General features: G+C 58.0%; 16 protein-coding genes. 7 read left to right on the top strand and 9 right to left on the bottom strand.

The genetic code is table 11. The annotated features are described in order from the left end of the window. Positions 1-4: 4 nt before the first annotated feature. The 3 genes from infA to GLS_RS05410 all read right to left on the bottom strand — a co-directional run bounded on the left by infA (position 5) and on the right by GLS_RS05410 (position 2,285). On the bottom strand, positions 5-223 hold the full coding sequence (gene infA / locus GLS_RS05420; RefSeq protein WP_007282896.1) for a translation initiation factor IF-1: 219 nt from the start codon (positions 221-223) through the stop codon (positions 5-7). A 195-nt stretch (positions 224-418) separates the two neighbouring features. Beyond that, positions 419-1,717 (bottom strand): DEAD/DEAH box helicase, encoded by a 1,299-nt coding sequence (locus tag GLS_RS05415; protein ID WP_041111505.1) that lies wholly within the window; start codon positions 1,715-1,717, stop codon positions 419-421. Between the two features lie 127 nt (positions 1,718-1,844). Beyond that, positions 1,845-2,285, bottom strand: a complete 441-nt coding sequence (locus GLS_RS05410; protein ID WP_041111504.1) for a hypothetical protein — start codon at positions 2,283-2,285, stop codon at positions 1,845-1,847. Positions 2,286-2,664: 379 nt separating this feature from the next. Between GLS_RS05410 and GLS_RS05405 the strand changes: the two genes are divergently transcribed. Together GLS_RS05405 and GLS_RS05400 are read left to right on the top strand one after the other, a co-directional pair. Continuing rightward, entirely contained in the window at positions 2,665-4,074 is a 1,410-nt protein-coding gene (locus tag GLS_RS05405) for a cytochrome-c peroxidase (RefSeq protein WP_226986647.1), read from the top strand. Positions 4,075-4,177: 103 nt separating this feature from the next. Further along, a complete protein-coding gene (locus GLS_RS05400; RefSeq protein WP_052327629.1) occupies positions 4,178-5,803 on the top strand; it encodes a phospholipase C in 1,626 nt (541 codons plus the stop codon). A 47-nt stretch (positions 5,804-5,850) separates the two neighbouring features. Here GLS_RS05400 and hisD read toward each other — a convergent pair whose 3' ends face one another. From hisD to GLS_RS05380, 4 genes are all read right to left on the bottom strand, one after another. Further along, positions 5,851-7,143, bottom strand: a complete 1,293-nt coding sequence (gene hisD, locus GLS_RS05395) for a histidinol dehydrogenase (RefSeq protein WP_041111503.1) — start codon at positions 7,141-7,143, stop codon at positions 5,851-5,853. Next, positions 7,143-7,868: an ATP phosphoribosyltransferase gene (hisG, locus tag GLS_RS05390; protein WP_041111502.1), complete on the bottom strand. Its 726-nt coding sequence runs from the start codon at positions 7,866-7,868 to the stop codon at positions 7,143-7,145. Before hisG ends, hisD begins: the two co-directional genes overlap by 1 nt. 144 nt (positions 7,869-8,012) lie before the next feature. Next, on the bottom strand, positions 8,013-8,639 hold the full coding sequence (gmk, locus tag GLS_RS05385; protein WP_041111501.1) for a guanylate kinase: 627 nt from the start codon (positions 8,637-8,639) through the stop codon (positions 8,013-8,015). Between the two features lie 160 nt (positions 8,640-8,799). Further along, entirely contained in the window at positions 8,800-10,059 is a 1,260-nt protein-coding gene (locus GLS_RS05380) for an AI-2E family transporter (protein ID WP_062368206.1), read from the bottom strand. 195 nt (positions 10,060-10,254) lie between these two features. Here GLS_RS05380 and pqqA point away from each other — a divergent pair, with 195 nt between their 5' ends. The 5 genes from pqqA (at position 10,255) to pqqE (ending at position 13,426) form a co-directional block, all read left to right on the top strand. Beyond that, positions 10,255-10,335: a pyrroloquinoline quinone precursor peptide PqqA gene (pqqA, locus tag GLS_RS05375; protein ID WP_010502998.1), complete on the top strand. Its 81-nt coding sequence runs from the start codon at positions 10,255-10,257 to the stop codon at positions 10,333-10,335. A gap of 115 nt (positions 10,336-10,450) precedes the next feature. Further along, on the top strand, positions 10,451-11,365 hold the full coding sequence (pqqB, locus tag GLS_RS05370; protein WP_041112687.1) for a pyrroloquinoline quinone biosynthesis protein PqqB: 915 nt from the start codon (positions 10,451-10,453) through the stop codon (positions 11,363-11,365). Next, on the top strand, positions 11,362-12,081 hold the full coding sequence (pqqC, locus tag GLS_RS05365) for a pyrroloquinoline-quinone synthase PqqC (protein ID WP_041111500.1): 720 nt from the start codon (positions 11,362-11,364) through the stop codon (positions 12,079-12,081). Before pqqB ends, pqqC begins: the two co-directional genes overlap by 4 nt. Then, positions 12,078-12,368, top strand: a complete 291-nt coding sequence (pqqD, locus tag GLS_RS05360; protein ID WP_041111499.1) for a pyrroloquinoline quinone biosynthesis peptide chaperone PqqD — start codon at positions 12,078-12,080, stop codon at positions 12,366-12,368. Before pqqC ends, pqqD begins: the two co-directional genes overlap by 4 nt. Next, the gene (pqqE, locus tag GLS_RS05355; RefSeq protein WP_041111498.1) at positions 12,365-13,426 is read left to right on the top strand and encodes a pyrroloquinoline quinone biosynthesis protein PqqE; all 1,062 of its coding nucleotides are present in this window, start codon (positions 12,365-12,367) and stop codon (positions 13,424-13,426) included. The genes pqqD and pqqE overlap by 4 nt, the downstream gene beginning before the upstream one ends. A 21-nt stretch (positions 13,427-13,447) precedes the next feature. Here pqqE and GLS_RS13245 read toward each other — a convergent pair whose 3' ends face one another. Further along, a complete protein-coding gene (locus GLS_RS13245; RefSeq protein WP_148295894.1) occupies positions 13,448-14,851 on the bottom strand; it encodes a hypothetical protein in 1,404 nt (467 codons plus the stop codon). Between the two features lie 107 nt (positions 14,852-14,958). Continuing rightward, positions 14,959-16,773 (bottom strand): hypothetical protein, encoded by a 1,815-nt coding sequence (locus tag GLS_RS05350; RefSeq protein WP_148295893.1) that lies wholly within the window; start codon positions 16,771-16,773, stop codon positions 14,959-14,961. Positions 16,774-17,274 lie beyond the last annotated feature (501 nt).

Here is a 17,274-nt window from a genome sequence, read left to right as displayed (position 1 = left end):
TGTCTTACTTGAAGCGGAACGTGATCCGGCCCTTGGACAGGTCGTACGGCGTCATTTCGACGTTCACGCGGTCACCGGCCAGAACGCGGATGCGGTTCTTGCGCATCTTGCCGCTGGTGTGGGCGAGGATGGTGTGCTCGTTGTCGAGCGTGACGCGGAACATGGCGTTGGGGAGCAGTTCCATGACGGTGCCGGTAAACTCGATCAGGTCTTCTTTTGACATGTGAATCCTTGCTTCAGGGACAGGGTAATGATCTGCGCGCGGCAGTGGCTCCGGTGCGGAGCCAGAAAATCCAGCCCGCTATGTGCGGACTGTCAGCCCAAAGGTCAAGCATGACCGGTCCCTGTCCGGGGATTCTTGCGGTTTTTTGGCACTCTCGCGTCGTGCCGCCCTATCGGACAGCACGACGGGGGCTGTTCAGGACGCTTTGGCAGCCGCCGCTGCCCGGGCGGCCATCTTTTCCTCTTCGGTCCAGACGCGGCGCTCGCGCACCTTCTGCGGCTTGACCTGCTTGACCGGACCGCCGCCGAGCACGGGCGGGCGCATGGTGGAGTTCCGCGCCTCTTCCGAATGCCATTCATGGCTGTCATGAACGTCCAGCGTCCGGCCGATTTCACGCTCGACGGCATGCAGCCAGGCGCGCTGCTCGGCATCGCACAGCGTGATGGCGAAACCGCTGCGGCCTGCACGGCCCGTGCGTCCGATCCGGTGCACATAGCTTTCCGGCAGGCTCGGCAGATCATGGTTGATGACATGCGTGACCGTATCGACGTCGATGCCGCGGGCGGCGATATCGGTTGCCACCAGAACCTGAACGTCACCTTCACGGAAAGCATTCAGGGCGCGCTCGCGCTGACCCTGCGAGCGGTTGCCGTGCAGGGCTTCGGCCGTGATGCCGGATTCCGTCAGGAAGGTGCAGACGTCGTTGGCGATGTTCTTCTGCAACGTGAAGACGACGGCCTGACCGATGCCCGGCGTCCGGAGCTGCGCCAGAAGAGCCGCTTTCTTGTCGGACGCATTGAGGAACATGACCGACTGTTCGATCCGGTCCACCGTGCTCGACGGCGGTGCGATCTCGACCTTGGCCGGGTTACGCAGGAGGCTCTCGACGAGGGCTGCGATGGATTTCGGCATCGTTGCGGAAAACAGCACCGTGTGCCGGTCTTCGGGGAGCGTTGCGACAATGCGCTCGATCGGCTTGGCAAAGCCCATGTCCAGCATCTGGTCCGCTTCATCCAGCACCAGCGCCTCAAGCTGCGACAGGTCGCATAGACCCTGCTCGATCAGGTCCAGCAGGCGGCCTGGTGCGGCGACGATGATGTCTACACCCTCTTCAAGCGCCTTGACCTGATGCACCTGACTGACGCCGCCGAAAATCGTCGTGACGCGCACCGGCTGGTGACGGCTGAAGCTCTCGAACCCGTCCGCAATCTGGGAGACCAGTTCGCGTGTGGGAGCCAGAACCAGAACGCGCGCGCCGTTTTTGGGTGCGGGACGGGGCGTTGCGGCGAGCCGGTGCAGCAGGGGGAGTGCGAAAGAGGCCGTCTTGCCGGTGCCGGTCTGGGCCAGCCCCAGCAGATCACGGCCTTCCAGCAGCAGCGGGATGGACTGGGCCTGAATAGGCGTAGGCTTGACGTAACCCGCTTCATCCAGCGCGCGGAGAAGCGTGGGCGCCAGGGCGAGATCGGCAAAAGCCTGGGCAGAAGTCGGGGACATGATGAAGCGGCGCCTCCGGCGCTGAGTAAAGCTGCGCCTGATGGGGCTTCGCGGATTCAGAAAACGGGCTTGTACGAATGATGCCTGCCGCCGTCAACGCAACGAAAGAGCGTGCCGCTCCCGTCTGTCAGGACAGTTTGGAAATATCGCGCATGGCCACGACCAGAGACATGTGTGACGCCAGAAGCCGCTGCGGCAGCGTGGGCAGATAGATCCGGATGGCCTCAAGGCGTTTGGACTCCGGAAGTGCCGCAAAAGGTGGCCGCGATCCGGGCCCCTCACTGCCCGCATCATAGCTTTTGGCGATTGCAGCCAGAAGGGAGGCGGGAACCGAAGCCAGAAGCGCTCTCTGCGCAGGATTCAGAAGCCGGTCCCGCAGGGGCCCGGAGAGCGTGCGCTCTTCCGCTATTTTCGGGGGCTCGTAAGGCTTGAGCTGGCTCAGCGGGAATTCAACCTCCACGCCATTGGCCTGCTCTACATAACCGGTGGAGCCGTCGATATCGACCAGCCTGCCATCATGCATGCCCTTCAGGTCCGACACATGATCACCGATCGACAACTTGGCCATGATACACTTCTCCTTCTCAGGACGGAGCCTAGAGCAGTTCCGGATCGTGGGTAAAAACTTTCTGCTTCCCCGTGCCCGATTTCAAATCTGAAAGGCGTATGCGAGCGTCGTGCGGACTGCATCAATCCTGCCTTCATGGGAAAAGGGAGCAAAAAACTGCAGGCTGAGGTTCATAAAACTGTCACATCCTCCTCTTTGTTGAATCCGTTATCAGCCCTTGTCTCGGACACAGCGATTACTCCCTTGCCGGAACTGATCGTGAGGACTGGCAACAAGGAAGCTCCCGCATTTCAGTATGGTACGACCTTTGGTTATGACGGGTTCAGGAAACGGTGCACGTGCGGTGTGGAGAACGGACGCTTTTCCTGTGAGGGGCGTGATGCGGACCATCCGGTGTGTCAGTGCAGTCCTTGGCATGACGGTGCTCGGCGCAGGTTGTGAGGCGCAGTCCTCGCCTGTATCGCCCCCGGTGTCTCAGGATGTCTGTGATCCCGCGTCGGATGGTCGCAATCCCTGTCCCCAGAATTTTCATCGTCCCAGACAGGCTCCCCTGTCGCAGATGGCGCAGATCGGGCGCATGCTGTTTTACGACAGGGCGCTGTCCGGTTCGGGCAAACTGTCCTGCGCGTCCTGTCATGATCCGGAGAACCATTACGGGCCGACGGGCAATGCGTCCGTTTTCGAAGGTGGGGCGGATCTGCACCGGCAGGGGCGGCGCGCAATTCCCTCGCTGACCTATCTGGAACGTATGCCGCCGTTCAGTATCGGTCCGGATCTGGGAAATGACGACGTTGCACCGCGCGTCATCGCTGTGCCGAATATGGGAAACCGGCGCGGCAGCAAAAGTGCGGCGGATACGGCGTCATCTGCTGCGCATATCGTTCCACAGGGCGGGCTGTTCTGGGATGGTCGGGCCGATACGTTTCAGCAGCAGGCGGGCGGCCCGCTTTTTGATCCCGATGAAATGGCCTCCACGCCGGAGCGTGTTACTGCACGGCTGAACACGGCACCTTACCGTGCGGCTCTTTTTGCGTTGGCCGGAGCGCGTGGAGAAAAGGATGCTGCCTTCCTGCGTGAAGAAGCGCTGTTCGCGATTGGGCGTTACGAGCTGGAAGACCGTCATTTCCACGAATATTCCAGCAGGTTTGATGCCTGGCTGGAAGGGAAAGCCAGGTTCACGCCACTCGAACGCGAAGGCTATCTCCTGTTCAACGATCCGCAGAAAGGCAACTGTGCGGCCTGTCATCTCGACCACATTACGCGCGATGGCCTGCCACCGCTTTTTACCGATCATCAGTATGAAGCGCTGGGCGCGCCGCGCAACATGGCGATCAGCCGCAATGCCCTCGCCAGCTATGACGATCTCGGAGTGTGTGATGGTCAGCTCGATGGTCGGAAGGCTTTTGCGGCGTATTGCGGAATGTTCGTGACGCCCACCCTGCGCAATGTCGCGACACGTCATGTCTTTTTCCATAATGGTGTTTTTCACACGCTCGAAGCTGTTCTGGATTTTTATGCTGTTCGGGATCTTCAGCCTGAAAAATTCTATCCGCGCAGTCCGGACGGAAAAATCAACGCCTACAACGACATTCCGGAACAATATCGTTCTAATATTGACATGATTGATGCGCCGTTTGATCGCAAGGCCGGAGAGTCGCCGGCGTTAACCGAAAGCGAGCGCCGGGCGATCATCGCGTTTCTTGGGACGCTGACAGATACGGATGCTCCGGCTGTAGCTCCTGCGGCTGACACCGTCACGGGACAGACAGGGAAACGACAGGATGGGTGACATGCTCCACAAACCAGAAGCATTCGGACGAACGATGGGCGTGGGGTTCAGAATGTTTGTCAAACCGGTGGATCGTAGTGAGGAAAGGTTCCGTAAGGTGTTCATGAAGCGCGTACAACAAGCAAAATCCGGCCTGGTAGTCCTTCTGTCCGGCTCCATTCTTTTCCCGTCCGTGGGGCTGGCGGCGTCTTCTGCTGCGTCCTATCAGACTGCGACGCCCATCAAGCATGTCGTGGTGATATTTCAGGAAAACCGTTCGTTCGACCATTATTTCGCGACTTATCCCAAGGCGGCGAATGTGAGCGGTGAACCGGCTTTTACGGCGTTGGCTAATACGCCTTCTGTCAATAATCTCACAAGCGCAAATCTCCTTACGAACAATCCGAATTCCAGTCCGGCGAACGGGGCGGGAGCCGCACTTCCGTTCCGCATTGACCGGACGCAGGCCAATACGGCGGATCAGAACCACAGCTACACGCCGGAACAGCAGGCTTACGACGCTGGGAAGATGGATCTGTTTCCAAAATATACCGGATCAGCAACATCTGGAAGCTCGGGTGCCTTCGGGACGAAGGGGCAGGTCCTGGGGTATTTTGATGGCAACACGGTCACGGCGCTTTGGAATTACGCCCAGCATTACGCGATGAGCGACAATAACTGGAGCGATACATACGGCCCGTCCACGCCGGGTGCGCTTGAGGTTGTGGCTGGCCAGACCAATGGTCTTCAGCCTATCGCGGGCAACATGCTCGGCAATGCCTACATTCATGACGGGCAAGGCGGATACACCCTGATCAACGATGAGGACCCGGCTTACGATCGCTGCTCGACCCCGTCACAGGTGCTGATCAATGCCAAAAATATTGGTGACCTACTGAACGAGAAGGGTATTTCCTGGGGTGGTTTCATGGGCGGCTTTGACCTGACGCTTACGAACGCGAACAATACCACGGGGTGCAGCCGCAGCACCTATTCCGAAACGGTGGGAACTCGCACGGATTATGTTCCGCATCATGCCTGGTTCCAGTATTTCGCGAGTACGTCCAATCCGACGCATGCCCGACCGAACTCCACGGCTTCGATCGGCTTCAGCACGATCCCAGGAACATCGACGCGGGAACCGGCCAACCATCAGTATGATATCAAGGATTTCTATACGGCCGTGAAGGCGGGGAATTTCCCTGCGGTCTCCTATATCAAGATGCCGGGCTATCAGGATGGTCATCCTGGCAACTCGGACCCGCTGGATGAGCAGAATGGTATCGTGACGCTCGTGAACTTCATCCAGAGTCAGCCGGAATGGACCAGCACCGCGATCATCATCGATTATGATGACTCAGACGGCTGGTACGATCATGCATTCCACAAACCGCTCTGGGGCTCGTTCGACAGTACCGCGGATCAGCTCAACGGTCCCGGGGTTTGCGGAACCGCAGGATCGGCTCCGAAAGGTGTGGCGGGCAAGCCGGCCAATGGGCGTTGTGGGCCGGGAACGCGTATCCCGCTCATCGTGATCTCGCCGTATGCACGTCGGAACTTCGTCAGTCATGACCTGACCAGTCAGGCCTCCGTGGTGCGCTTCATCGAAGATAACTGGCTGGGCGGAAAGCGCCTTGGTGGCGGCTCGTTTGATGCGGATGCGGGCCAGATCAATACGATGTTCGACTTCACGCAGACGCCGAACACCACGCCTCTGGTTCTGGACCCGGATACGGGCTCGCTCCGGTAAAGCGGGATGTTCCGGGAGGTGTCAGAACCTCCCGGGTGGAGGCTGGATCAGTTCTTTTCCAGCCGGACCGACAGGCTGAGCGCGTGGGCGTCCAGCCCTTCGGCCTTGGCCAGCGCCACACCGGCCGGGCCGATGCGGCGCAGACCGGCTTCGTCGGCTTCGATGGTGGTGGTGCGCTTGATGAAGTCGAAGACTGACAGGCCGGAGGCGAAACGGGCCGTGCGGCTGGTCGGCAGGACGTGGTTCGGACCACCGACATAATCGCCCACGGCTTCGGGGCAGTAGCGGCCCATGAAGATTGCGCCTGCATGGCGGATCATCGCCGAGAACTCGCGCGGGGCGTCGAGCATGACCTCCAGATGTTCGGGCGCCAGCGCATTGACGATCTCGGCGGCTTCCTCAAGTGAGCGCACCACGATGATCGCGCCATGGTCGTCCCAGCTTCTTGAGGCGATGGCCGTGCGGGGCAGCGTTTCCAGCTCCGTGCGGACGGCTTCGGCAGCACGCTCGGCAAAGTCGGCATCCGTCGTGATGAGGATGGCCTGGGCCTGCTCATCATGTTCGGCCTGCGCGAGCAGATCGAGCGCGACAAGGCGCGGGTCATTCTGGCCATCGGCGACGACTACGACTTCGGACGGCCCGGCGATGCTGTCGATGCCGACATGCCCGAAGACCTGCCGCTTGGCTTCCGCGACATAGGCATTGCCGGGGCCGACGATGCGGTCCACCGGCGCAATGAGGTCCGTACCAAACGCCATGGCGCCCACGGCCTGCGCGCCACCGATGCGATAGATTTCCTCGACGCCACAGAGTTGTGCGGCCGCCAGAACCAGCGGGTTTAGCACGCCGTCCGGAGACGGCACGCACATGGCCAGCCGCTTCACACCCGCAACGCGGGCGGGCAGGGCATTCATCAGCACGGAAGACGGATAGGCCGCTTTGCCGCCGGGAACATACAGCCCGACTGCATCCAGCGGGGTCCAGCGCATGCCAAGGCGGATGCCGTCTTCGTCCGTGAAATCCAGATCCTTCGGCATCTGGGCGGCGTGGAACGTCTCGATCCGGCGGGCGGCGGTGCGCAGGGCTTCCATCAGGTCCCGAGGGACTCGCGCGGCTTCGGACGCGATTTCTTCGGCGCTGATCCGCAGCTTTTCAGGCGGCAGGGTCAGGCGATCAAATCGGGCGGTGTAATCGCACAGGGCTTCATCGCCCCGGCTGCGTACATCGGCGAGAATGGCGCGGACCGGCTCGGCCACGCTGCGTTCGTCGCTACCGCGCGCGGCCAGAAGTGTTGCGAAGTCTTCGGAGAAACCGTTCGCGGATGTATCAAGGCGTTTCATCAGGCGGCTTCCTCCGTGTTCAGGGCGGCGCGGAAGCGTTCGATCAGGGCGCTGATTTCTTCAGGGCGGGTCTTGAGCGCAACGCGGTTGACGATCAGGCGGCTCGTGACATGGGCGATGGTCTCGGTTTCCATCAGGCCATTGGCGCGCAGTGTGGAGCCGGTATCGACCAGATCGACGATCACGCTCGCCAGATCCAGCGTCGGCGCCAGTTCCATCGCGCCATTCAGATGCACGATCTCGGCGTTGATGGCACGGGACGCGAAATGGCGGCGGGCGATGGTTGGGTATTTCGTGGCGACACGCAGGCGGGACTGACCGGTTGCAGGATCTTCGACCATGGTCTTGGGGCGTGCGACGGAAATGCGGCAGCCACCGATGCCCAGATCGAGCGGCGCATAGATGTCCGGATAATCGAACTCCATCAGCACATCCGCACCGCAGACGCCGATATCGGCGCCGCCATAGGCCACGAAGGTCGCGACATCGAAGGAGCGCACCCGGACCACATCCAGATTCGGATCGGACGTGCCAAAGCGCAGGCGGCGGCTGCTTTCCGTCAGGCAGTCCGGATCAGGTTCGATGCCGGTGCGTGTCAGGACGGGGGCCAGCGCCTTGAGGATCCGCCCTTTCGGGAGCGCCAGGATCAGGGGTGAGTCACTGCGGACAGCGAGGTCCGCTCCGGTCTGGAGGCCGTTTCCGGTCCCGTTCTGGGGCGCTGTCATGAAGTGTCTTTCCCTTGCCGTCCGCAGCCACTGAGAGAACGGCAGGCCATATCACGAAGCCGGACTCTTCCCAAGTTCCGCAGAAAGATTTCCGGTTCCGCAAAAACCGGAGAACTGGTTCTCAGGGCGTCGCGACTGACGAGATCAGCGGCTGAAGCTGGCGACCATGTCCAGCAGGTTGCGCTGGCGCCGTGTGGCAAGCCGTGCGGCCGTGAGGACGGAGCGGGCCTGCGAAATGGCGGTGTCGAGGTCCGAGTTGATGATCGTATGATCGAATTCGGACCAGTGGGAAATTTCATCCAGCGCCGCCTTCATGCGCCTGGCGATTTCTTCCGGATGGTCCGAGGCCCGCTTGTTCAGCCGGCGTTCCAGCTCTTCCAGCGACGGCGGCAGGACGAACAGGCTCACCACATCGTCCGGCAGGGCCGCACGCAGCAGGCGGTGTCCCTGCCAGTCGATGTCGAACACCATGTCATGCCCGGCATCCAGCGCTTGCTCGACCGGTGCGCGCGGCGTGCCATACCCCCGCCCGAAAACTTCTGCCCATTCCAAAAGCTCGCCATCCGCGGCCATGCGGCGGAATTCCGCAATGTCCCGGAAATGGTAATGCACGCCCTCGACCTCTCCCGGACGCGGACTGCGCGTTGTGACCGAGACGGAATGGCGCAGGGTTGGTTCCGAAGCGCGCAGGGCGTTGGCAATGGTGGACTTGCCCGCACCAGACGGGGCCGAGATCACCAGACAGACGCCGCGGCGGGGCAGTTGGGTCATGGGGTCTCCTTGCATTATGAGCCGGATGGGAAATGTTCTGCCAAGCGTCTAGCGTGAAAGAGGCCGTTCTGGCCAGATATTCGGGCTGAATTCAGGGCGCTGCCCTGAAACCCGCAAAGGGGTGAGCCCCTTTGTGGGGCGCGGGGCAAAGCCCCGATCCTCACGGCTCGGACTGAAGCTGCGCGACGATGGCGCGGCTGATCGTCCGCCGTGTCGGCCCCCCCAGAACATGCCCAAGCGGGGCGAGCACTTCGATATGGTCACAGACGATCTTGAAGACCGCGAGCATCGGGACGGACAGGAACGCGCCCGAAATGCCCCACATCCAGTCCCAGAACAGCAGCGATCCCATGACGAAAACGGGATTGAGGGTGAAGCGCCGGGCCAGAAGCATGGGTGTGATGGTCTCGCCTTCCAGAACATGGATCAGCAGGTAGATCGAGGGCGGCAGGAGCGCGTAAAGCAGGGACGGGAAACTGAACAGCCCGACCACGAAATAGACCACCACACCCGTCAGTGGGCCGATGATGGGAATGTAGTTCAGCAGGAAGGCCAGCACGCCCCACAGAAGCGGGTTGGGCATGCCGGTGGCCCAGCACTGGATCATATTCACTAGCCCGACACCCAGATTCATCATCGTGATCGTCACGAGATAGAGCGAGACGTTCTGCTCGATCTGGGTCGCCATTTCGACGAGGCGGCGTTTCTTGGCGTAGGTTGGCATGATCTCGACGCAGCGGCGCAGGAGCGTGTCGCCTTCCGTCATGAGAAAGAACAGCATCAGCAGCATCGAGAAAAAGCCGCCGGCCAGTTCGCGTGTTCCGGCCAGGACGGAGGATCCGAGGCGCGAGAGAGCCGTTTCTCCCCCGATCGTCCCGCTCACGCCATGGGTGGTGTGTGTGCTGCCCGAATGGCCGCTGAACATGGCGGAAAGGCGCATATAGTCGCGCTGGACCACGTCGATTGGCCCGCTGAGCAGGGCCAGCTTGCTTTGCAGGGCGGGAAGCGTCTGAGGGGCGCGCGTGATCCAGCCGGCGGCCGGGACGGAAATGGTCGTGGCGATTCCGCCCACGATTCCGAACATCATGACGATCAGCATGAGGCCTGCCAGATGCCGGGGCAGGTGCAGGCGCTGCGTCAGGAATCGCATGGGCGCGATCATGAGCAGGTTCAGGACGAGCGCGAAGACGAAGGGCAGCAGGATGGGTGCGGTGAAATACAGCGAATAGAATACGGCCAGAATCGTCAGGATCAGGACGCACATGTCGCGGATGTTCAGGTGTTCGCGCAGGAGATTCCGGTCGAGGGTCGGGTCCGGAAAATCGCCGTCGGGCAACAGTCTTTCGCCCGGTTTTTCGGAGGGAGCGGGGCTGTCGCTACAGGCAGGGTCGGCGGAAGACGCGATGGGACGGCCGGACATGTTTTCTTTGCCTGCAACGGAGACGGAGCTTACGGACCAAAACGATCCGCGAAAGGACACAGTTGCGTGTTCTGCCCAAAAAACCCCTTGAACTCCAGTGGCATCCGGTCACTAAATCATGAGGAGCGCCTGTGGGTGCGCAGGGGTGGAGCATCTCTCGCATCTGCCGGTTATCGGAGACCAAGGAGAAAAATCATGGCCTGGAACACACCGAAAGTTACCGAAATCCCGCTGGGCGCAGAAATCAACTCGTATGTCTGCGGCGAGAAGAAATAAGCCGCTTTCCCGGGGACCCGTCCTTGAGGAATAATGGCACGGCCGCTCCCCCATGGAGCGGCCGTTTTCGTTCATGGGTGCCCTGTGGTGCCCCAGTCAGACGGTTTGTGAAAAAATGATTGATGTCATCGTGCTTGGCGCGGCGGCAGGGGGCGGTTTTCCGCAGTGGAACTCCGCAGCACCCGGCTGTGTGGCCGCCCGCACGCGACAGGGCGCGAAAGCCCGGACCCAGGCCTCTCTTGCCGTCAGTGCCGACGGAAAGCGCTGGTTCATTCTCAACGCCTCGCCCGATCTGCGGCAGCAGATCATCGATACGCCGGCCCTGCATCATCAGGGCAGCCTGCGCGGCACGCCTATTCAGGGCGTCGTCCTGACCTGCGGCGAGATCGACGCCATAACCGGCCTTCTGACCCTGCGCGAGCGTGAGCCTTTTACCCTGATGGGCAGCGACTCGACCCTGCAGCAGCTTGCGGACAATCCGATCTTCGGGGCGCTCGATCCCGAAATCGTCCCACGTGTTCCGCTCATTCTCGATGAAGCCACGTCCCTGATGAACAAGGACGGGATTCCGTCCGGTCTTCTGCTCACGGCCTTCGCCGTTCCCGGCAAGGCGCCGCTTTACGCGGAAGCCGCAGGCTCACGCCCGGACGAAACGCTGGGCCTGTCCATCACGGATGGATGCAAGACGATGCTCTTCATTCCCGGCTGTGCGCAGATTACGCCGGAAATCGTGGAACGGGTGGCTGCGGCCGATCTCGTGTTCTTTGACGGGACGTTGTGGCGGGATGACGAAATGATCCGCGCCGGGTTGAGTCCGAAGAGCGGACAGCGGATGGGGCATGTGTCCGTGAATGATGCCGGGGGACCGGTCGAATGTTTCACGACATGCGAAAAACCCCGTAAGGTGTTGATTCATATCAACAACTCCAATCCAATTCTGTTCGAAGACAGCCCCGAACGCAAAGACGTCGAACGCGCCGGATGGACGGTTGCGGAAGACGGCATGACTTTCAGACTGGACACACCATGACGCTCCTCACACCTGACCAGCTTGAAGCACAGCTTCGCCAGATCGGGGCCGAGCGGTACCACAACCGGCACCCGTTCCATCGCAAGCTGCATGACGGCAAGCTCGACAAGGCTCAGGTTCAGGCCTGGGCGCTGAACCGCTATTATTATCAGGACCGCATCCCGGCCAAGGATGCCACGCTTCTGGCACGCCTGCCGACGGCCGAACTGCGCCGCGAATGGCGTCGCCGGATCGAAGACCATGACGGCACGGAACCCGGAACGGGTGGTGTCGCGCGCTGGCTGATGCTGACGGATGGTCTGGGGCTGGACCGGGACTATGTGGAAAGTCTCGAGGGCTTGCTTCCGGCCACGCGCTTCTCGGTTGATGCCTATGTGAACTTCGTGCGGGACCAGTCGATCCTGGCGGCCATTGCGTCGTCGCTGACGGAACTGTTTTCGCCCACGATCATCAGCGAGCGCGTTTCGGGGATGCTGCGTCACTACGACTTCGTGTCGGAAAAAACGCTGGCCTATTTCACGCCGCGCCTGACGCAGGCTCCGCGGGATTCCGATTTCGCATTGGCCTATGTCCGCGAAAACGCCCGCACGCCGGAGCAGCAGAAAGAGGTCCTGGGAGCGCTGGAGTTCAAGTGTTCCGTGCTGTGGACGATGCTGGACGCGCTCGACTATGCCTATGTGGAAGGCCACATTCCGCCGGGGGCTTTCGTTCCATGACGGAGGCTCCGCATGTCGTGACGGAGGGGACGGTTCTCTCCTTTGCCCGGGGGCATCGTCTCCAGTACGATCGCGTGCGGGACGTATGGATTGTGCAGGCGCCTGAAAAAGCATTTGTAGTTGAGGGCGCCGCGCCGCATATTCTGCGGCTGCTGGATGGGAAGCGCAGCGTCGGCGACATCATCCAGCAGCTTGCAATCGAGTTTTCCGCCCCGCGTGAGGTCATTGCGAAGGATGTCCTCACGCTTCTTTCTGAACTGACAGAAAAGAACGTCCTGCACACATGACACTCCCTTCGCCGCCGATGAGCCTTCTGGCTGAACTGACGCATCGATGCCCGCTTTCCTGCCCCTACTGCTCCAATCCGCTTGAACTCGAACGCAAGGCGGCAGAACTCGACACGGCCACCTGGACTGCCGTACTGGAGCAGGCGGCCGAGCTTGGGGTGCTCCAGGTTCATTTCTCCGGCGGCGAGCCCATGGCGCGGCCTGATCTGGTCGAACTGGTCTCCGTTGCGCGGAGACTCAACCTGTATTCCAACCTGATCACGTCCGGCGTGCTGCTGGACGAACCGAAACTGGAAGCCCTCGACAGGGCAGGGCTGGATCATATCCAGCTCTCTTTCCAGGACGTGACGGAGGGGGGAGCCGAGCGTATCGGCGGTCTCAAGGGGGCGCAGGCCCGCAAGATCGCGGCAGCGCGGCTCATCCGCGCGTCCGGCATTCCGATGACGCTCAATTTTGTGGTGCACAGGGAAAATGTTGCCCGTATCCCCGAAATGTTCGCGCTGGCGCGGGAACTCGGAGCAGGGCGGGTGGAGATCGCGCATACCCAGTATTATGGCTGGGGGCTGAAAAATCGCGATGCGCTTCTCCCCAGCAGGGACCAGCTAGAGGAATCCACCCGTGCCGTGGAAGCTGAACGCGCGAAGGGCGGCCTTTCCATCGATTATGTGACGCCGGACTATCATGCAGACCGGCCCAAGCCCTGTATGGGGGGATGGGGGCAGCGTTTCGTGAATGTCACGCCCTCGGGCCGGGTGCTGCCGTGTCATGCGGCCGAGATCATTCCCGATGTTTCGTTCCCGAATGTGAAAGACGTGACCCTGTCCGAGATCTGGAACATCTCGCCCCTGTTCAACATGTTCCGCGGGACAGACTGGATGCCCGAGCCCTGCCGGTCCTGCGAACGCAAGGAAAGGGACTGGGGCGGATGCCGCTGTCAGGCCCTGGCCCTGACGGGAAATGCGGCAAACACCGATCCGGTCTGCAGCCTGTCGCCGTTTCACAATCTTGTGGAACAGGCAGGGAGTCAAAAAACAGAATTTGTCTACCGGGGGCGGTAAAGTACGGTCGGTTTTTTAAACCTACGCCTCGTTTGATGATGATCCTTCTTCGAGGTGGTTTAGAAAACGTTTCATTGCTTCAAGTTTCCAGTCATACGCGCCGACTCCGCCGGCAAAGTGAACAATAACCTCATTTATGTTGTCTACGTATGATTTGTATTTATCCTCGGGGCTGTTGTTGTATTCCATATCAAAATTTATGACTGTTGAAGAAAGCAATTCACTTCCTAGTGAAGCAAATTTTCCCAAAACATAATTTGCTACGGGCTGATCAAAGCAACGAATTATTTGCCTTGTCCCCCAAATGGTGCTTTGTCTAAATATAATCTCTCTAATTGTTTTGAAAAATGCCGAAATTTCTTGGTAATTTTTGAATCCTATAATGCCAGTCGAAAATCCGAAATTGGGTTTTTCCGATGCTGGATCATCATCGAAAAGTTCATTTCCCCAATAAATATCATGAGCAACATCATCAACTTCTTTAAATACCTGAAATTGATGGATTTTGTCTGATATAATAGAGCGCAATACGGTTTCTATGGGATTTTTTACAATTATGTCTGTGTCCATATATAATATTGGCTGATATTCATTGAGTGATGAGATTGATTCCGTATCAAAACGTGCTGACATATAGTCTACATTATCAAGAGCAGTATATTTTTCTATGCTAATTCTATCAAAATTTCCATTTGGAAGAAAATCTTTAATATATTCATGATTTTTTTCTGTAAAAATTTTGATTTCGCCAGAATATTCTCCGTACTCTCTTAGAGAAGATATAGACATTTTAAGGCATTCGAAACCTTCAGGACGCCCAAAGCTGCAATAGTATACTGCAGGTCTAAACAAATCTAAAAATTCTGTTTTCCAGACATCATGAAAAAGAATTACCTCTTTGGGGTTTGGTTTTTCTAATGCTTCGATCAGATCTTCGGTATTTGTAGAGAAAAAATTTCCAATTCGTATTGTAAAGTCACCTGAACCAGAAATTTCATGGTGTGAGATAATTTCTTTTCGGGAGCGAATATACCAAGAATTATTTAAAAAATGAGACAAATTATTTAAATCTGCTTGGGAAATGATCCTAAATGTTTCCCAGCTAAAATTTCGAGTTTTATCAACAGCTACGGTGCCTGTTGATGTAGCGCTCATGTAAAGGCCATGAAACATTAAGCTGATATAGGGGCCGGATCGGGAAGGATATTTAATATCAAATATTGTTGAACCCATCCCGGGTTTTAAGCTCATATCTTCTGAAACAGATATGGGTTCCGCATTGTGAATCTTAATTTCAGCTTTGGTGTCTTTAATTTCAACTGTTACAGAGGGTGATTGGTTGTTTATTTCGCGGCAAACAAGATTATTATTATTTTCGTCAAAGTCTAAAACTGTGTTCCATGACGAGAGAAGGAAAAATACCATGACTTTCAATGTCCCTACGCTAAAGGATAGCTGTAGAGACATATTCTTTTTTTTTCTGGAATTCCACCCAGAAACGCTAGAGTGGGAACGTGAGGATTGTTTCTGGTTTATTGAGAAATAGTATTATTTTGGCTGTCAGTCCATTTGGATATGGATGCATGCCAGTACACAACGACTCCGCTAATGCCATTCAGTTTGCAATCCGAACACCATAGTCGTGCACCGTCTAATTCATTTTTTGTGGGGAGTGTTTCTAATGTATATGAGGATGATGCTATAGACCCACCGCCGGAAATTCCGCCATCATTACTTGAGTTGGAAGCATACCAGTTCCCGTAACCATCAGGGTGCCAGGCCGACGATGAAGTTGTTCCGCCTGCTGTAGAACGGAGATCTCCTTTTGACTGAAGGGACACCCACGCACCAATGTTGGAACATAGCGACATACTGTAGCTGTCAGGAGCGCACCATCCTGAAAACAGGTTGTTGTCGAGTGTTGAAGGTTGAATATAGAGTGTATTGCCCCCGGTGATGGAGAAGCTGGAGTTGAATGTGCTCGTGCCACTAACGGAAATATTTCCGTCGCCTGTCAGGGTAAAGCCACAATTATGTCCGTACCCGCATAGATCAAGCCCACCATAATTTTCTGCACGGTTCCATTCAATGTCGGCCTGCTTGGAGCCGCCCGGATCGCCTTCAGTGACGGGGTCTCCGTCTATTGTCGGACCAAAATGCGAAACAGCCTGTTCCCAGCCCTGCGGTGCGGTCGGGTTGCCGAAAGAATTCCAGAGAAGAAAGCGCATCCGGTTGGCGCCGCCGATCCACTGGTCCCACTCCTGATAGAGCTGTGCTGTGTTCTGAGCGCTCAGGGATTGGTTTTTGAGGGAAGGGACATAGATATTATCACCATTAATGAGCCAGTTTCCTTCACCACCGTCGAAAACAAGGTGCTGGGCTATGTTTCCACCCAGAAAAATCTGTCTGCTATCAGTTGTTAGTGCTGCAGGCTGGTTTCCTGCATTCATGCTGATGCCCTGCCAGTCGATGGAGTTGGCGGGGGCCGTTCCGTTGATGATGTTCAGATCAATTTCCGCAGGGGTGATCTGATGAATCAGGGACTGGTTCGTCGTGGAAGGCGTCAGATCGGCTGCATTCAGGTTGAAGAACAGGTTGCTGCCAAAAGCGCTGCCCGCTGCGCCACCGCCCAGAAAGACCGTAGGAGTTGAACGTGCACTCCACACGGTATCAAGCGTGGCTGTCTGGGGGATCTGCCCGCTGGCCTTGGTCCCAATGCCGGGAACGTCCCAGGCGTAGACGTTGATTGACGTGGCGCCTGCCGCCGGTTGTGCACTCACAAACCCCGCGTAGAGATTTCTTTTGGGAAGCTGCCCTGTTGTGGCCGCGGGTGTCAGGTCCGGATTGGGGCTGTTGGTCGTGATGTACATGTTGGGGTGAATCTGCGCGGCCTGCGCGGCCGTCAGGGGCGTAGCGAGTTGCACGGATGTCGCCGTATAGCCGGTAGCCGTGAGGACAAGGCGTGCGGGCATGTTGCTGACGAGAATGCAGTTCGCAACGGTGTCATAGCCGCCAACGCCAACCACAGCACCAGCTCCCACGCGCGGATCCTGCTCGGAAATCGGATACTGCGAATTATAGACCGATCCGGTCATGGCCACGCCCACGCCACATCCGGTCGAATACGGGCCGTAAGGATCGGTCTGGACCAGAAGGGAACGGGGCATATAGGTGCCGTTATTTTCCCCCGTTGCCATCTGGCCGCCGAAAAGCGCGCTTTCGTAGCCTTGGGCAAAGGCATCGACGGACTGAGCATTTTTCTGCCATGTGCCCAGCCAGTCGGTTCCCGAGGTGAGGGGGCTTGTGACATCTCCCAGTGCGTCGAGCGCGGCCACACCATTGGCCACACTGACGGCCGATTTCTGGAGATAGTTCTCAAGAGTGCTGCCGGTCACGGCTGGCGCGCAGGGGACAGGATGATTGTCTGCGTCCAGCCCACAGGCCTGAACTGAAACGGTGGTGGCATGCCACTGTCCGTTCAGATCCCGGTAGGCGCCTACGACCGGCTTGCCTGTCGCATCAAGATTCGAAGTAATATTAACGGTATGATACTGATTGTCGGTAGCGCGGTAAGTCTGTGGGATCACATCCGATGCCAGAGCCGGACTGGACAGCAGTACGCAAAAGAAAATAAATTTCTTCAACATTAAATTCCTCAATTTTCAGGAAGGCAATGTAATCGACCTTGGCCCGCGAGTATCGGGAAGGGACATCTAGTACATTTTATGATTGTTGTGCGAAGGAAAATGAAATCCTTCTACATTAGCAAAATATAGCAAAAACTGCGCTCAAGTGCAAGTCTGCTATGTTTTCCGGGTGCTCCATCAGCGTTCGGGAGCATCTCCACA

This window comes from Gluconobacter oxydans DSM 3504, assembly GCF_000583855.1.
Taxonomy (GTDB): Bacteria; Pseudomonadota; Alphaproteobacteria; order Acetobacterales; family Acetobacteraceae; genus Gluconobacter; species Gluconobacter oxydans.
This window is presented reverse-complemented; position numbering and strand designations above follow the sequence as displayed.

Excerpts from the sequence above, each read along its gene's own strand:
- infA (WP_007282896.1), bottom strand. The coding sequence starts at position 223 with ATGTCAAAAGAAGACCTGATCGAGTTTACCGGCACCGTCATGGAACTG.
- GLS_RS05415 (WP_041111505.1), bottom strand. The coding sequence starts at position 1,717 with ATGTCCCCGACTTCTGCCCAGGCTTTTGCCGATCTCGCCCTGGCGCCC.
- GLS_RS05410 (WP_041111504.1), bottom strand. The coding sequence starts at position 2,285 with ATGGCCAAGTTGTCGATCGGTGATCATGTGTCGGACCTGAAGGGCATG.
- GLS_RS05405 (WP_226986647.1), top strand. The coding sequence starts at position 2,665 with ATGCGGACCATCCGGTGTGTCAGTGCAGTCCTTGGCATGACGGTGCTC.
- GLS_RS05400 (WP_052327629.1), top strand. The coding sequence starts at position 4,178 with ATGAAGCGCGTACAACAAGCAAAATCCGGCCTGGTAGTCCTTCTGTCC.
- hisD (WP_041111503.1), bottom strand. The coding sequence starts at position 7,143 with ATGAAACGCCTTGATACATCCGCGAACGGTTTCTCCGAAGACTTCGCA.
- hisG (WP_041111502.1), bottom strand. The coding sequence starts at position 7,868 with ATGACAGCGCCCCAGAACGGGACCGGAAACGGCCTCCAGACCGGAGCG.
- gmk (WP_041111501.1), bottom strand. The coding sequence starts at position 8,639 with ATGACCCAACTGCCCCGCCGCGGCGTCTGTCTGGTGATCTCGGCCCCG.
- GLS_RS05380 (WP_062368206.1), bottom strand. The coding sequence starts at position 10,059 with ATGTCCGGCCGTCCCATCGCGTCTTCCGCCGACCCTGCCTGTAGCGAC.
- pqqA (WP_010502998.1), top strand. The coding sequence starts at position 10,255 with ATGGCCTGGAACACACCGAAAGTTACCGAAATCCCGCTGGGCGCAGAA.
- pqqB (WP_041112687.1), top strand. The coding sequence starts at position 10,451 with ATGATTGATGTCATCGTGCTTGGCGCGGCGGCAGGGGGCGGTTTTCCG.
- pqqC (WP_041111500.1), top strand. The coding sequence starts at position 11,362 with ATGACGCTCCTCACACCTGACCAGCTTGAAGCACAGCTTCGCCAGATC.
- pqqD (WP_041111499.1), top strand. The coding sequence starts at position 12,078 with ATGACGGAGGCTCCGCATGTCGTGACGGAGGGGACGGTTCTCTCCTTT.
- pqqE (WP_041111498.1), top strand. The coding sequence starts at position 12,365 with ATGACACTCCCTTCGCCGCCGATGAGCCTTCTGGCTGAACTGACGCAT.
- GLS_RS13245 (WP_148295894.1), bottom strand. The coding sequence starts at position 14,851 with ATGGTATTTTTCCTTCTCTCGTCATGGAACACAGTTTTAGACTTTGAC.